General features: G+C 40.7%; 16 protein-coding genes. 9 read left to right on the forward strand and 7 right to left on the reverse strand.

Annotation, left to right across the window (positions count from 1 at the left end; all coding sequences use genetic code 11):
• Positions 1-65 precede the first annotated feature (65 nt).
• Positions 66-1,517 (forward strand): MBOAT family O-acyltransferase, encoded by a 1,452-nt coding sequence (locus CH373_RS07545; RefSeq protein ID WP_100712768.1) that lies wholly within the window; start codon positions 66-68, stop codon positions 1,515-1,517.
• Here the strand turns inward: CH373_RS07545 and CH373_RS07550 are convergent.
• The gene (locus tag CH373_RS07550) at positions 1,502-2,986 is read right to left on the reverse strand and encodes a hypothetical protein (protein ID WP_100712950.1); all 1,485 of its coding nucleotides are present in this window, start codon (positions 2,984-2,986) and stop codon (positions 1,502-1,504) included. The genes CH373_RS07545 and CH373_RS07550 overlap by 16 nt on opposite strands.
• A 105-nt stretch (positions 2,987-3,091) precedes the next feature.
• On the opposite strand from CH373_RS07550, the gene CH373_RS07555 reads away from it, so the two are divergent.
• From CH373_RS07555 to pyk, 4 genes are all read left to right on the forward strand, one after another.
• On the forward strand, positions 3,092-4,693 hold the full coding sequence (locus CH373_RS07555) for a hypothetical protein (protein ID WP_100712769.1): 1,602 nt from the start codon (positions 3,092-3,094) through the stop codon (positions 4,691-4,693).
• 105 nt (positions 4,694-4,798) lie between these two features.
• Complete coding sequence (asd, locus tag CH373_RS07560) at positions 4,799-5,845, forward strand: aspartate-semialdehyde dehydrogenase (RefSeq protein WP_100712770.1); 1,047 nt, start codon at positions 4,799-4,801, stop codon at positions 5,843-5,845.
• A 15-nt stretch (positions 5,846-5,860) separates the two neighbouring features.
• Entirely contained in the window at positions 5,861-7,822 is a 1,962-nt protein-coding gene (locus CH373_RS07565; protein WP_100712771.1) for a cell envelope integrity TolA family protein, read from the forward strand.
• 39 nt (positions 7,823-7,861) lie between these two features.
• Positions 7,862-9,307, forward strand: a complete 1,446-nt coding sequence (gene pyk, locus CH373_RS07570; RefSeq protein ID WP_423789754.1) for a pyruvate kinase — start codon at positions 7,862-7,864, stop codon at positions 9,305-9,307.
• Positions 9,308-9,334: 27 nt separating this feature from the next.
• Here the strand turns inward: pyk and CH373_RS07575 are convergent, their stop codons facing one another.
• Genes CH373_RS07575 through CH373_RS07585 form a run of 3 tightly spaced genes read right to left on the reverse strand, consistent with a single transcriptional unit; the run spans position 9,335 to position 10,292 of the window.
• Positions 9,335-9,613, reverse strand: coding sequence for a hypothetical protein (locus CH373_RS07575; protein WP_100712772.1), 279 nt, complete (start codon positions 9,611-9,613; stop codon positions 9,335-9,337).
• Positions 9,614-9,624: 11 nt separating this feature from the next.
• Positions 9,625-9,999: an LBF_4227 family protein gene (locus tag CH373_RS18955; RefSeq protein WP_100712773.1), complete on the reverse strand. Its 375-nt coding sequence runs from the start codon at positions 9,997-9,999 to the stop codon at positions 9,625-9,627.
• Between the two features lie 17 nt (positions 10,000-10,016).
• Entirely contained in the window at positions 10,017-10,292 is a 276-nt protein-coding gene (locus tag CH373_RS07585; protein WP_100712774.1) for a DUF883 family protein, read from the reverse strand.
• 226 nt (positions 10,293-10,518) lie between these two features.
• Here CH373_RS07585 and CH373_RS07590 point away from each other — a divergent pair, with 226 nt between their 5' ends.
• A complete protein-coding gene (locus CH373_RS07590) occupies positions 10,519-10,932 on the forward strand; it encodes a TraB/GumN family protein (protein ID WP_100712775.1) in 414 nt (137 codons plus the stop codon).
• A gap of 28 nt (positions 10,933-10,960) precedes the next feature.
• The gene (locus CH373_RS18960; RefSeq protein ID WP_165778794.1) at positions 10,961-11,281 is read left to right on the forward strand and encodes a 4a-hydroxytetrahydrobiopterin dehydratase; all 321 of its coding nucleotides are present in this window, start codon (positions 10,961-10,963) and stop codon (positions 11,279-11,281) included.
• Positions 11,282-11,288: 7 nt separating this feature from the next.
• Here CH373_RS18960 and CH373_RS18965 read toward each other — a convergent pair whose 3' ends face one another.
• The gene (locus tag CH373_RS18965) at positions 11,289-11,819 is read right to left on the reverse strand and encodes a DUF1564 family protein (protein WP_100712777.1); all 531 of its coding nucleotides are present in this window, start codon (positions 11,817-11,819) and stop codon (positions 11,289-11,291) included.
• Between the two features lie 83 nt (positions 11,820-11,902).
• Positions 11,903-12,628, reverse strand: coding sequence for a response regulator transcription factor (locus CH373_RS07605; RefSeq protein ID WP_100712778.1), 726 nt, complete (start codon positions 12,626-12,628; stop codon positions 11,903-11,905).
• 230 nt (positions 12,629-12,858) lie between these two features.
• Here CH373_RS07605 and CH373_RS07610 point away from each other — a divergent pair, with 230 nt between their 5' ends.
• Positions 12,859-13,296 carry a DUF4279 domain-containing protein gene (locus CH373_RS07610; RefSeq protein ID WP_100712779.1) on the forward strand — a complete coding sequence of 146 codons (438 nt, stop codon included), beginning with the start codon at positions 12,859-12,861 and terminating at the stop codon, positions 13,294-13,296.
• On the opposite strand, the gene CH373_RS07615 is transcribed toward CH373_RS07610, so the two are convergent.
• Entirely contained in the window at positions 13,279-13,605 is a 327-nt protein-coding gene (locus CH373_RS07615; RefSeq protein WP_100712780.1) for an STAS domain protein, read from the reverse strand. The genes CH373_RS07610 and CH373_RS07615 overlap by 18 nt on opposite strands.
• Positions 13,606-13,677: 72 nt before the next feature.
• On the opposite strand from CH373_RS07615, the gene epmA reads away from it, so the two are divergent.
• Positions 13,678-14,622 carry an EF-P lysine aminoacylase EpmA gene (epmA, locus tag CH373_RS07620; protein ID WP_100712781.1) on the forward strand — a complete coding sequence of 315 codons (945 nt, stop codon included), beginning with the start codon at positions 13,678-13,680 and terminating at the stop codon, positions 14,620-14,622.
• Positions 14,623-14,702 lie beyond the last annotated feature (80 nt).

Below are 14,702 nucleotides of genomic sequence, written 5' to 3' on the forward strand. Positions count from 1 at the left end.
CCTACGAGAAAGAAAATTGAAGTCAAGTGTTCGGGACAAGTTAAAAATATCTTAGTGAACTCGGAATGAATTTTACTACGCCCTTATATTTTCTGTTTTTCGTAACTTTATTCCTTTTTCGCTGGATTCTTCCTGCATTCTCTTTTTTTCCAAGGTGGATTCCATTCCCATTTTTGCTGATCGGAAGTTACTATTTTTATTTGTCTTGGGATCCCAGATTTGGGCTCTTAATTTTTGGAACTACGCTCCTGGATTATTCCGTAGGCAGGGGAATGGAAAAAGTCGGAGAAGGAAGGCTCCGGAAATTTCTGCTTTCGATATCACTGGTCGGGAATCTTTGCGTATTAGGCTTTTTTAAATATTTTCATTTCTTTGTGGATTCTGGAATTGCCGTGTTTTCGGCATTTGGGTGGAGTATTTCTCCACCTCTGTTAAGGGTAATTCTTCCGGTGGGGATTTCCTTTTATACATTTCAGTCATTGAGTTATACTATTGATGTTTACCGCAGGCAGATCGAGGCAGAGAGAAGTTTTTGGAAGTATGCTCTCTTTCTATCCTTTTTTCCTCAGTTAGTTGCGGGACCTATCGTTGCTGCTAGGGAGTTCCTTCCTCAGTTAAAAAATTGGGTGCAATGGCGGGAGATGGATATTCGAAGCGGAATCGTCCTGATCCTAATCGGCACTTGGAAGAAGGCAGTTCTGGCGGATAATATTTCGATTCTTTCCGACACCCTGTATGATTATCCTCATTTGGTTTCTAGTCTATTTGCTTGGCTCGGATCCATCAGTTATGCTTTGCAAATTTATTTCGATTTTAGCGGCTATTCTGATATCGCGATCGGATCTGCAATCTTGCTTGGTTTTCGGTTGCCGGAAAATTTCCGTATGCCTTACCTCTCAGGTAGTTTTTCAGAGTTCTGGAGAAGGTGGCACATTTCGCTTTCTTCCTGGCTCCGTGATTATCTTTACATTCCCTTGGGCGGGAATCGACACGGAGAATCTAGGACCTACTTCAATCTGATCGTGACAATGGTGCTCGGTGGACTGTGGCATGGTGCGAGTTGGAATTTTGTAGCCTGGGGTTCAGCTCATGGACTGCTTTTGGGAATAGAGAGGGCCTTTCGGAGCTTTGATTTTTTTTCGAGGGATATGTTCCGAATTTTCCGAAGGCTGTTTAAAGGTTTTTATCAGTTATTCGTTCTGACTAGTATCGTACTCATTTGGGTTTTCTTTCGTTCGCCTGATTGGGCCACTACCTGGGTGGTCTTTGGCAAACTGATTGGAACAAAACCGGAAGGCTTTGATCCGAACACTTTGCAGATTAGAATCTTTTCGCTTTGCTTTTTACTTTTTATTTTTGCGACTTGGATTGGCCATAAAGAAGAAGCAAAAGGAAGCTTTAAGGCTTGGTACGAAAATCTTTCTGTCTGGAGTTTTAGTGTTTTAGCGAGCGCAGGTGGTATTCTGGCAGTACTATTGTCCGCAAAAACAAAACCGTTTCTCTACTTTGTTTTTTGAAAAGGTCGGACTAGCAATTCTCTAATTTTTTGATTCGGTTCATAGATCCATAAAGACTTTTCCGAATTTTGGCATTTTACGATTTTCGTTGGATGTCCATAAAACGAGACAATTCTGGATTCCCCGAGACCATCAGGTAGAACTGCAATAGGTCCTTCTGGAGGAAAAATGTACCATTCTTTATTCGAAATTGTGTGAGATCCTTGCAAAGTCGAATAGTCCACGTGGAGAGCGCGTATTTCCTCTTTTGAGTAGACTAAGATCCTTTTGGCTCTCCAAAAATCCGCTATGACAAAAACAAAATGCTCATCCTTGACCAATTCATCCACGCACTCAGCTTCCCAGGGTTTGACATTTTCCTTGAATTGCCAGGATCCACTCGGAGTTGGACTCAAGAAGGAATATAAAAATAAAGCAGTTATAAATACGGAAATTACAGTATTCCGAAAAATCTTTTGGCTAAGCCTTTCTTTTGTCCTCGATGACATTAGGCTGATTCCTAGAGCAGGAGTGATCAAAAACGCAGGTGCAGAATATCTAAGGCTGTATTCATCTATATAAAGGCCGACCAGAGGCGGACAAATCACGAGTAAGATTTGAAAAAAGCCTGCAAATGCGAAACCAGTGCCTTCCGCCTTACTTCTTGAAAGAGCCCAAAAACCGGTGAAAAGAGAGAGCAAGATAAAAATTCCGGGCAACTGTCCTTCGCCAATCCAGCGTGATAGATCGCCCAACCATTTGGAAAAAGAGAGAACAGGTGAAATTCTTCCGGGAGCTTCGATGAACAAAAAAGAACGAAGCGCCATATAGGTCCCAAAGCTGATTGCTCCGGTTAGAAAAAACCGAATGGAGAACTGAGGAAATAATGTCCCGATCCTTCCATACCGCGCAATCCAGGCGAGTCCAGCTGGTAAGAAAAGTTCCAAAAAAAGGATTCGGTCGGAAATCGCGGTTAGCACTAACACTGGAAGGAACACATACCTGGGAAGTTTCTCGCGAAATAAATAAGGCCAGGCCCAAAGAGATATTAGGAAGGCGCTAGTGTGCATTGTAGGTAGAAGAATCAAATAGAGTGCGAAAAATTTTTCTCCCAAAAGTAACACAAAAGTTCCGGTGAGCAAAGAGAGCGAATAGCTAAACTCGGGAGGGAGTTCGGGTTCTAAGGTTCTTAAAAATCTACCTAGAACCCAAACGAAGAGCAAAGATTGAAAAATCGCGAAACAGATCAACGCCCAGAAGTAGCTAGGCGTAAAAGTTCCAAAAAGATAAACCAGGATCAAATCTGGGAAAAAATAAGGAGAAGGAGTAAGAGACCACCCTCTAAATGAGCCGCCGTCTCGAAGTACATCCGTAAGCAATGCGGGAAGATACAGAACATCCGAATTCCAAAAAATTTCCAAAGGAAAGTGAAATAAAGCCCATCCCAGTGAAATCAAAAAAACAAAACTGGAAACCCAAATCCAGAGCACACAGGAATTTTGGAGGAAGCTCTTCAGGGGTAAAGTAGAAAAAGAAGAAACTATTTCTGGACAATCTCCTTTCCTGGATGATTCTGGAGGAAGGATAGTCATAGAATGAGGTTTCAGAAATTCGTTTCACGGACTGCGTACTTTCGAAATTCCAGTATGGCCCTTTTGCTTTTGAGCTTCGCCCTCCTATTTTCTGCAGACATTCTAATTTTCAGGGTAGCGATTTGGAAGGTTCCAAACGAATCACCATGGAGCTCGAATCATTTTTACAATTTTCTTTACGAGTATTTTACGATTTTGCAAAAACCAAAAGTTAGGCCCAGGGTTCTCTTGGTCGGCTCTAGTATTGCGCATTATTCATTGGACCGTGAGGACCTTCGAGAGGAGATTCTGAAAAAGTCGGGAAAAGAAGTTGATTTGGAATTTTTGTCTTATGCGGGCATGACTCCTCTGGATGCTTTTTTGGTAAGAAAAGAGATTCTCAAACTAAAACCAGACCTAGTCCTTTTCCCGATAAACTTTATAGACTGGAGATTGCATCGCGCATATGTGCTGCAACCAACCGGAAAAAATGAGACTATTCTGGATCGGGAACTTTTGCTGGACGCTTTGGACTATGTAGAAGCTCCACAGGCTCGTTATATATTTCCTTGGGAAACAGTTTTAGAATTTTGGAATGTCTTAGGAGCTGAAAAGACTGCAGAGTATATCGTAGCGAGCGCGTTTGGATTCTATAGATATAAGGACATTTATTGGAAAAATTTGAGTTCCTTGTACGAGCACAGGTTTGGTCGTGATACAAGTTATCACGGTTATAATGGAGAGCAAATTCCGGAAAGGGTAACTTCTTTGGGTTGGACAGGAAAAGTCTTCTCGTTCTATCCGAAAAAGTACATGGGACAAAAGGGATTTTATATACAGGTAGTTCCAGAAATTCTAAAGGACGGAATTCTCACGATTGAGCTGAAGAACTCTAAAGGAATTTCTCAAGTATTCGAGTTTCAATCACCAGGTTGGAAGAACATTATTTTGAAAGACGAATTTTATAGAAATTCTGTCCAGGAGGAAGCTGAGATTTCTGAGAAGGTAGAAAAGTGGCCTTTGGTTACTGCGACTCTTTCCAGCACCTGGGTCCCTTTCTATGCGAGTGAAGAGAACAAAGACTGGAACTATGACCTAATGGGTGTTAGATTACAACAGACTTTCGGTTCTGTTCCTCCTAGATCCGGTATGCAGTATACTAGGGAGGAAAGAAGTGAGGATCTTCGGTACATCAACATGGGAGACCGAGAATACGAATCGTATTTTCACTTTCGATTGCTCTCTGAACCAGAAAAAAGACCGGGCATCGGTTATTTGAGAGTCTTAGCAGATTCTAAAAAGCGAATTTCCAAAGAGAAATTCAAACCTGTGCTTCATTTCAAGTACATGGACTTGTTTCTTAAATATCTTAGGTCGAATCAAATTCCCGTAATTTTAATAAACAATCCGGAGAATCCGGTGTCCCTTTCCTGGTATGTGAATTCGGAATGGTACAGATCCCACCTGGATTATTTAGGTCAGATTTCCGGTAACGGAGTTTTATTTTTGGATTGGAAGGATGCGCTGCGGCCCCAGGATTTTAGCGACTACCATCATTTCACTTTTCCCGGAATGCGGAAAATGAATGAGAAGTACGCTGGCGAAATTCTGAAATTTGTAGAATGACACCTTCTACAGTAGGAAAAAGATAGAAAAAAAACGAAAATCGCGGGATCTTTGGCTCTTTTACAGGCCTAACAAAAAGAGTACCGCGGAAAAGACGAAAGATATATGAGCAAAGTAAATGTAGCGGTATTAGGAGCAACCGGTTCCGTCGGTCAAAGGTTCATTCAAATTTTAGAAAATCATCCCTATTTTCAAGTCACTCATCTTTGTGCCTCTGAAAACAGCGCAGGTAAAACATACGGGGAAGTTATGAAATCCCGTTGGAAAGTATCTGCAGATATTCCTAAATACGCTCGCGACATAACAATTACTACTCCGACACCTAAGAATACACCGGGTGTTCGCTTAGCATTTTCGGGCTTGGACGCTAGTATCGCAGGAGAAGTCGAGACTGCCTATGCACAGGCAGGGGTTCACATTATTTCGAATTCCAAAAATCATAGAATGGATCCGGTAGTTCCGCTTCTTTCTGCTGAGGTGAATTCTGAGCATTTGTCTGTTCTGAACTCTCAAAGTACTCCGGGAAAAATTGTAACCAATTCCAATTGCACAATCATGGGCGTTACACTTTCATTTAAGCCATTGCATGAAAAATTCGGAATCGAATCTGCTATGCTTTTTTCCATGCAAGCGGTTTCTGGGGCTGGTTATCCCGGTGTTCCTAGTATGGATATTCTCGGAAATATAGTCCCATTCATAGGTGGAGAAGAGGAAAAGGCAGAGGAAGAACCTCTGAAATGCCTCGGAAAAGTTGAAAACGGAAAGATTGTGCACGCAGAGATTAAGATTTCAGCTCATTGCAATCGTGTTCCAGTTTTTGACGGACATACAGTTTGTGTTTCCGTCAAACTCAAAAAGAAAGCTAGTCGAGAAGATATTCTGCAAGCCTGGGCTTCCTTTAAAGGGGAGCCTCAAGACCTTGGCTTGCCTTTAGCGCCAAATCCGCCGATTATTTATCGGGAAGAACAGGATCGTCCCCAGCCAAGATTGGATCTAGATACTGGAAAAGGGATGAGTACTGTGATCGGACGCTTAAGACCGGATTCTCTTTTGGATTGGAAATATGTAGTTTTAAGCCATAATACTGTAAGAGGTGCCGCAGGTGCTGCGGTGCTGAATGCGGAATTAATGTATAAGAAAAATCTACTATAAGATAGAGGATGCTTCATGTTGGATCCCAATTCCCCGGAATTAAAAGTCGCGGATTACAATTCAACGCTTCAGTTAACGCAAGCCTTAGAGGCTCGTGGGGATTTTCAATACAAAGGTATCTACAAGTTAGTACTCATAATAGGGGATTGGACAGAAAAGTACGTAGCAAATAAGATTTTACCTGGTGTAGAGCAACTTTCTAGAGAATTAACGCTGGATAAAGCTAGGGTAGCAGCTTATTTGAAGGAGATCACTTCCCGCCAAAATCCTCCACTTGTTAAGAAGATCTGCCTACTCGATTACGATCCCGTAGGAGAGTCTAGTGACGGGCGAATTACTTCCTTTTTGCGCTTGATTACAGTCTTTGCAAGACCCTCCCAAGCGGATGGTACTTCTAGTCATAGGTACGTAGAAGGTGTAAACCAAACTTCTTTTAGTTCTATCCAAAGGTGGATGAAGGAGAAACGACAGTTTCCCGGAAACGAAAGATTTCAAAAATGGATCTTTGACTGTATCGACGCCAATAAATTGAGCGAGACTTATGCCTCGGCGGAAATCGGAAATTTATTCCAGGATCCTTTCGATTTAACTCCCGGATTAAAGCAGACGACCATCAATATCCACTTAAAGCCCGTACTCAAAAAACTCGTTGATAATAAACTGCTGCACTTTTTCAGAAATGAAAATGCTCTTAGCCCTGGAAATCGATCCGTATTTTACTATAACGTACACGAGGAGATTATCTCCCGACTAGCCGCTTATAAGAGATATTTAAAAGAGAAAATAGTTCCCGAACTGCAAAGAATTGGAGTACTGGGAAATTTTTCGGCATCGGATCTTGAAAACACCAGATCGATTGCGACCCAAGCTCTCCCGTTCTTAAGTCCTGCCTACGGAGATCAGAAGACTGCAGTCGAGGAGCTCCTCGGTTTAATTCATTTTGAAGAGGAAGAAAAAGAGAAGAAGGAAAAAGAAGAAAAGAAGGCGAAGCTTTCGGAACTTTTAGAGTACGTTAAATCTGCAAATCGTTTGGTAGATCTGAATTACCTTCGTTTTAGAGGGGAGCCTATAGACGATGACATTAGAGTTTTATTGATTAACAATGATTCTATTTTGCATGCTGAATATGCTGATAAAAAAAATCTGTATCACTTTGTTCTGCATAAGGAGTCAGTGGCTAGCGCGATCGAAAACGCCAAGAAGGTTTTGAGTTCAACCGGCAACGATAGCGAAATCAGGATTTTGGCCAAGATGAATATCCGGGATATTCTGGATTCTCAAGAAGCCTCGACTCAGTTTGATAAAATCGAACAAAATTCACTTTTTAAATATCTGCCTTTTCTGACCCGTTTCTGGAGATCTCTTTTTGGAAATGTTGTGGTCCATAAGTTTGAGGCAGATGAAATTCGCGCAAGAATCTCGGTCGAACAGAATAAAAAGGTAACAGAGGCAAAGACAAAGGTCGCGCAAGAAGAGAAGCAGAAAATCGTAGAAAAAAGGGTCAAGGAAAGGGAAGCCGCTGAAACAACTAAGGCAAAGATCGCTGCTTCGGAAGCTGATGCGATCGCTAGTGCGACAAAATCTGCAGAGGCAGCTAGCGAGGAGCAGCACCGTAAGAAAATGCTAGAGGCGGTTCTGGATATTTTGGATGGTGCTTGGTCAAGGGGTGAATATCCGGATCGAAACTATCTCTTGGAAGCTTTAGGCGCAGATTCGGACGAAAATACTCTCTTAGCCTTTCTTAAAAGGAATGCAAAAAAGGAAATCCATTCCTTTATGGTAAGAAACCAAGAGGAAAAATACAGTTTCCCGATTTTAGTAACGCGTAGGTACCTTAAAAAATACGGGAGATCTCTCCAGGAAAAAGCTAATAAAATTGTCGATGAACAAAAGGGCACCGACATGCCCGAGCAGGAAAAATTCGATTTTTATATTTCACTGGAAGACTTCCTGAATCGTACTCTCCCTAAAATTTAGTTACTACTTCCGGGCAAAAGGAATTTTGTCCAATTAGATATGTCTCTACCTCCATTGAAAAACGAATTAGTCAACTTTCGTAAGACCAAGATCATTTGCACAATAGGTCCTGCCACGGCGGATAAGAAAATGATTCAGGCTTTGGCAGAAGCGGGGATGAATATTGCTCGTTTGAACATGTCCCATGGTAGTCATGAGTTTCATCGCTCCGTGATCCGTTCGATTAAATCTTTGAACAAAGATGTCCTAAAGCATCCAATAGCTATTTTATTGGATACCCAGGGCCCTGAAATTCGGACAGGGGATCTTCAAGTGGATCATCTGGACCTAAAGGTGGGGGAATCTTTTACGTTCCATATCATTCCTGGGGTGGAGTCGGAAGAACAATCTGTTTTTGTAAATTACAAAGACATTGTAAGCGATCTGAAAATCGGAGATAGGGTCACGGTAGACAATGGATTGATCAATCTGATTGTAGAAGAAATTCAGGAAACCGCGCTGAAATGTAAGGTAGTAGACGGTGGAAAGTTAGGGTCTAGAAAACATATCAATCTTCCTGGGATACGGGTGAATTTGCCTTCCATTACGCAAAAAGACCACAAGGACATTCTTTTTGGTCTTGAAGAGGATGTAGACTTTATCGCACTTTCGTTCGTTCGTTCCGTAGAGGATATCCTGCAACTTCGTCAGATCATTGAAGAGCATAACGGGCATTCGGCGATTATCGCTAAAATTGAAGATCAGGATGCTGTAAGGAATATGGTCGATATTATCGAAGCAGCGGATGGTGTCATGGTTGCTCGTGGAGATTTAGGAGTAGAGGTTCCGATTGAAGAACTGCCGATTATTCAGAGGGCAATCATAAAGGAATCTGCAATACGCGGTAAACGCGTCATTGTTGCGACCCACCTACTTGAATCCATGATCAACAACCCATCTCCGACAAGAGCGGAGGTGACAGATGTTGCGAATGCGGTTTACGAAGAAGCGGATGCGATCATGCTTTCCGGCGAGACAGCTGCGGGCAAATTTCCGGTCAGGTGCGTGGAAATGTTGAGTAAAATCGCGCAGCGGGTGGAGGACACTCCAGGGGTGGGGTACGTTTTGGATAGAGTTCCTTCCAATAAGAAGGAGGAGATGGCAAAGTCGGCTGCATTGCTTGCAGATTCTATTAAATCTCCGGCTATTATTGTGATTACGCGCAGAGGAACGACGGCCCTGAATGTCGCTTCTTTTCACCCGAAGGTGCCTCTGATTTATGCTTTCACGAATATGACCACGGTCAGACGGAAGCTATGGTTAACTAGAGGGATTATCCCGTATAGAATCGATTTTTCCAGAGATCCTGAGAAGACTATCAAACTTGCAATTGAGACCCTGAAAGCTAGTGGGAGGATTTCCGAAGGAAATCAGGTTGTCATTTTGTCGGATATTATTGCCGGAGAGGAAAGGGTGGAGACAATTCAAATTCGAGAGGTGAGGTGAAAGGGACGGTGTTCCTTCCAATCCTCTTCATTCCTCCGGTTTCTCCAATCCGGCAGCAGATTCGATAAACTTGAGTAACCATTCTTTTCCACCGAATTGTTCAAAAGCGTCTATAAGCATGCTCGTGTAATTTACTGAAGATTGAAGGCGTTCAAATTCGAGTCTTACTTTAAGCTTCTTTACGTGGATAAAAAGTTTAAGCTCCTTTAGACTCATATCTTTGGGATCAATTCCGGCAAAGTCATCATCACCGGCAAAAGGATTCAATTGGAATCCCGCATTTTCCTTTTGATTACGATCTGGCATAGAACGAGACTTCAGTCTCTACTCCTAACCAAAGATCCGATTATGGAAAATAAAATAAGTGAAATACCTAAACAAACTCCCCCGGTTCCTAACGCCGCTAAAAGCGGATCGCCAGAGAAATACTTTTGGAAAAAGAGAAATAGGCCTCCTATAAAAAAAAGGACTGAAAAACTTAGAAAGAACAGCCCAATCCGAAAAAGGATATAGACTTGGATTCCCAGTTTAACTTTTTCTTGAATGGTTTTTTGGAGGTACAGAAGAAGAGTTTCGAAGTAATCAAAGATCGATTCAACGAGTGATAGAAGGTGTTCCTTTAGAGAAAAACCTTCATGGTCTGACGACTCGTCTTTTAAATCTTCCTGAATTTTTTTTTTCTTAACAGTCAATGATGATTCTTTCCCAGTTATTTCCTTCTGATCAACATCCCAATCAGAATTCCAATCCCTACTCCAACTCCTAGGCCTATTAAGGTGGCCTTTTGGGGATTTTCCTTAATATACACTCCGGTTTGATCTATAATTTGCTTCGCTTTTTCACTGGTTTCACCAGTAACTTTTTTAAGTTTTTCCTTTAGGTCTGATACATGTTCGAGATATTCGTCTCTGGCTTTGCCGGTAATTTTCTTAGCCTTATCTTTTAGTGATTCTATTTCTTCACTGATACTTTCAACCTTAGACATGAATGTCCTCCCAGGACTTTTATGCTTGGAACGAAACCTTTTTTCAAGAACTTTACCGCGCAAATTTTCGCTGGCTTGCAATTTAATAAATTTGGTTATAATGACTGGAGTAAATAAGTCGCAATATCGGGTCCTACCAGTTAAATGGTTATTGTGAGACCCCAGTTGCGGAGTTCCTTCCCGTCGTCACGATTGGTGGTCCAAATAGGAACAGCGAGAGGTTAGCATGAATATATTTTCAAAAATTGCCAAAATTCGCAGAACGCAGCGGGAGAGAATTTATAATCGTGCCTATAGACAGGCTCTTAAGCACTTGAAACGGGAATTTAAGGCAGAGCGAGAAAGGCATCTTCAGGCGGAAAAAGAATTGGAGAAATATTACCGAAAAGATGTGGATATGGAGGCAAAGAAAACAAGAAAGAAGATCCAAGAGTTAGAGAATTATAAATTACTTCTGGAAAGGAAAGAGATGGAAATTGAAACAAAATTAGCTTTCCTTAACGAACAATTACAAAAAATCGAAGAACTGAAAGCCCGAATGGATGGCGCAGTGAATTTAATGGCACGTGCTGGCTCTCTTTCGAATGGAGCTATTGATGATGCCGAAAAGATAAAGCAATCGCTAAAAAAAGTCCTGTAATAGGGTGCGAAAAGCCATCGAATTATCCGTGGAAAAAGTTTTTAAAGTATCTATAGAGGAAGCCAGGAAGGAACTCCCGATAGGGTGGGCAATTCTTGCTAATTTGGAAAATATTTCCTACATTAAAAGGCATTTCGATTTCAATAGTTATTTAGACGGAGTAAATTTCGTAACCGAAGTGGCGAAAGTTGCTGAAGGTATGAACCATCATCCTGACATCACAATTAGATTCAGGAAAGTTGATATAGAAATATTTACTCATTCGCACAAAGGGCTGACAAACCTCGACGTTAGTTTTGCGATTCAGATTGAAAATTTATACATTTCCTTTAACAAATCAAATTTTTAAAGAGACTTTAATCATTACCTATAAGTGCCGACGCTCTTTTACTTTTTGAGAGAGTAAGAAGTTCACGGATAAGTATTTCTCTTTCTAAATCAATTAGAATGAATAGTTTCGCCCACGTAATTTGTTTTTGATCCCTTGATTTGGGTTTGCTTGAATTTTCAAATAAATAGGAGAACAAGTAACATATCGAGACTCCTTGAGCCTGTGCAATGGAGCGAAGCACAGACCAATCTTTTGGATCAGGTCTAAAATTCATTTTAATATACTTGGAGGATTGGTCGGTCTGCTTTTGAAAATTTTGATATTTAGTATTATGAGAAGAAATGTTCAATCTCCTGCGCGCGAGAGTCTTGATAGAGGACTCTCTTAACATTGATTTCAAGATTTTGGAAACTTTTCTTTTTTCTATTCTTAAGATTAAGCGTCGAGGAATTAAAAGTGTGCAAACCGGATTGCGTGAATTCGAAAGCTTGGAGTATTCAAAATTACTTGTCAGAGAGTGATGGGTTTTTGTGTATCCTTTACCAGCATATAACATGCAGTACTCAGTTATTGAATTTGCACGATTCCATTAATTTTTTCTATACAGAAAAAGTAATATAGATGCGGAGTTCCCTCCAATTAATCAGGAATAACTATGTTCTCGAAATTATCCGTGAAGCGATATCCTATTCCCCAGATCGTCTCTATCCATTCAGGCTGAGCGGAATTTTTTTCTAGTTTTGAACGAATCCGCTTGATATGCGAATCAATCATTCTTTCGAAACCGTCCCATTCCATGCCCCAAACTGCTTCTAAGATCATCTCGCGGGAAAAAACTTTTCCTGGGGAAGAGGCCATCAGCTGAAGAATATCAAACTCCTTCCTAGAAATGTTAATTACTTGGTCTCTTAAGGTAACCCTTCTCCGGATGGGATCAATCTTTAACGCACCTCGAATGATTTCTCCACCGCTTCCAATATTAGGTTTGATGCCTGCTTTTTTGTCCCATCTGCGAAAAAAAACATCTACTCGCGTCTTTAGCTCTCTGACGGAAAAAGGTTTCGTAATGTAATCGTCTGCACCGAGTTCCAAGCCCATGATTCGATCTATCTCTTCATTTCTAGCGGTAACTATAAAAATAGGTGTGTTTTCGTCTGTTTTTCGAACAGTTCTACAAACATCCATTCCATCTATATCTGGAAGTGATAGATCCAGTATTAGTAAATCAGGATGGTTTGCCTTATAAAATTTTAGTCCCTCCTCGCCCGACGTTTGAATAGTGGTTTTATAATGGGCTGAATCTAGAGACTTACGAATTAAATTTCCGATATCGGGATCGTCTTCGATTACCAGAATATTCTTCATAACAACCTCAGGGAGAATTTGATGAAAAAAATGACTCAATTACAACATATAATTCAAGTTAAAAATGATTCAAAGAAAAAACCGTATCAAACTGTATTTAATTAAAAATAATAGTGTTCTGGCAATTTTCAATTTTGAAAATCCAATTTCAGATGATTTTAATAAGCGAATAAATCTAAATTATCGCTTTTTAAGGCCGTGAATTGATTTTTACTAGTATTGCAAAAGGCATGAACATAAATAAATCTTTAGCAAGGTCCTGGGCTTTGATCGCAATTTCGGAGCCCGGACTAGATGTGAATTCAATAACCCGAGAGCTAGGTATCGAGCCTGATTTTGCTCTTGCAAAGGATACTTTAGCAATTTCGGGGGAGAAGATCAGTACGCCTCTTTGGCAAATTCACTCGAAGAAGGAGGCCTTTAGCCCTTTGGAAGATCATGTTTGGGAGTTAATTTCTAGAATTGCACCGAACAGGAAGGAATTCCAAAAGATTTGCCAAAAACATAAAGTAATACTCTACTGTTCTATAGAGTTCAACGACGGAAATAAAGACGAGGTATCGTTGAGTCCGAAAACTCTGCTGTTGTTAGGCGATCTAGGTGTAAATCTTTGTTTCCAGGGCTGGAAATTACCGGAAGAAAGAAGAAGGTTAGACGACCAACACTAATTCAGAAAGGTGAAATCTTTCCAAATAGGTCTGTACTGAGATTTTTGGCTTTGCGAAGATTAAGACTCTTTTTTTTTCCCTTAGGTCGAGACCAAATTTTAACAATCTAACTAAAACGACTAGCGAGATACTCTCAACAGAATTGAATTCAATTTTTATGTGACGATTGGATTCATAAAAGACCATTGCTAGAATCGACTGGAGCTCATCCATCTGCTCATTATCGATTCTTCTCGAAAGGGGCTCGATTTCCGTAACTTTATCTTTTTTTCTTATTTCGAAAAAACTGAATCTGCGAACTTGTTCCAAAATAGGGAGTTCCTTCCAATAAGCTTTCTTAGTTCCCGCTTAGCCGTAAAATAAACTAATTATGACCCATTAATGAATCTTCATTCTAAAGAAACAATAATATATCGATCGAAATTTCTCAATGCTGTTCGTAAATACTTTTGTTCAAAAGGGTTTTTAGAAATTGATACTCCTGCTTTAAAAAAGATTCCGAGCATGGAGCCCCATCTTAATCCGTTTGAGGTATCATCGCCCTCAGGAAACGAATCGGGATATTTAATTAGTTCTCCGGAATATTCGTTAAAAATTACACTATCTGCAGGTATAGAGAAAGTGTACGAAATAGCTCATACTTTTCGTTCAGGTGAACTTGGGAGTAAGGTTCATACCGCGGAATTTCTGATGCTCGAATTTTACGAATGCGACGCGGATTTGAGCAAAATGATGAACCGTACGGAAGATCTTATTAGATCAGTAGCAAAGGAACTCGATATTCTTTTAGATAAAAGACCTTTTTCGCGCAAGCCTGTGAAGGATCTCTTAAAAGAGTATGCAAACTGCACTTGGGATCGAGAAGACTTGGAGAGGCGGATTGTAGAGCAAAAATTATCCAGTATCCCACTTAGCGAACTATTATACGAAGATTGTTTTTACCTTGTTTTTCTAAACCTAGTAGAGCCTTCGTTACAGAAAGAATATCAATTTATTTACGATTATCCACCGGAGATGGCTGCCTTAGCAAGAATTGAAAATGGAGTCGCAAAGCGCTTTGAAATGTATTTCGGAAATCTGGAAATTTGCAATGCTTTCGATGAGTTACAGGATCCGAGAGAGCAGCGTATTAGATTTGAACATGAACAAAGAATCAGGCAGACTCTTGGAAAGAAAATTTTCCCTATTGATATGATGTTTTTGGAAGCTTTGGAAAGAGGAATTCCGAATTGCTCTGGGAATGCTCTTGGACTGGACCGGTTGTTTTTGACTCTATTAGGCGAAGATTCCCTTTCCCAGGTCAGCCCTTACTGGAAACAATTGTGAATGAAACTTTCAAGCTGGTAAGCCAATTTTTTGCGCACTCTGCTTCGGCCATTATTCGTTTCCAGCTTAAAAACTTTGGT

The organism is Leptospira perolatii (assembly GCF_002811875.1).
Taxonomy (GTDB): Bacteria; Spirochaetota; Leptospiria; order Leptospirales; family Leptospiraceae; genus Leptospira_B; species Leptospira_B perolatii.

Coding starts and splice junctions, on each gene's coding strand:
- CH373_RS07545 (WP_100712768.1), top strand. CDS start 66: ATGAATTTTACTACGCCCTTATATTTTCTGTTTTTCGTAACTTTATTC.
- CH373_RS07555 (WP_100712769.1), top strand. CDS start 3,092: ATGAGGTTTCAGAAATTCGTTTCACGGACTGCGTACTTTCGAAATTCC.
- asd (WP_100712770.1), top strand. CDS start 4,799: ATGAGCAAAGTAAATGTAGCGGTATTAGGAGCAACCGGTTCCGTCGGT.
- CH373_RS07565 (WP_100712771.1), top strand. CDS start 5,861: ATGTTGGATCCCAATTCCCCGGAATTAAAAGTCGCGGATTACAATTCA.
- pyk (WP_423789754.1), top strand. CDS start 7,862: ATGTCTCTACCTCCATTGAAAAACGAATTAGTCAACTTTCGTAAGACC.
- CH373_RS07575 (WP_100712772.1), bottom strand. CDS start 9,613: ATGCCAGATCGTAATCAAAAGGAAAATGCGGGATTCCAATTGAATCCT.
- CH373_RS07585 (WP_100712774.1), bottom strand. CDS start 10,292: ATGTCTAAGGTTGAAAGTATCAGTGAAGAAATAGAATCACTAAAAGAT.
- CH373_RS07590 (WP_100712775.1), top strand. CDS start 10,519: ATGAATATATTTTCAAAAATTGCCAAAATTCGCAGAACGCAGCGGGAG.
- CH373_RS18965 (WP_100712777.1), bottom strand. CDS start 11,819: ATGTTATATGCTGGTAAAGGATACACAAAAACCCATCACTCTCTGACA.
- CH373_RS07605 (WP_100712778.1), bottom strand. CDS start 12,628: ATGAAGAATATTCTGGTAATCGAAGACGATCCCGATATCGGAAATTTA.
- CH373_RS07610 (WP_100712779.1), top strand. CDS start 12,859: ATGAACATAAATAAATCTTTAGCAAGGTCCTGGGCTTTGATCGCAATT.
- epmA (WP_100712781.1), top strand. CDS start 13,678: ATGAATCTTCATTCTAAAGAAACAATAATATATCGATCGAAATTTCTC.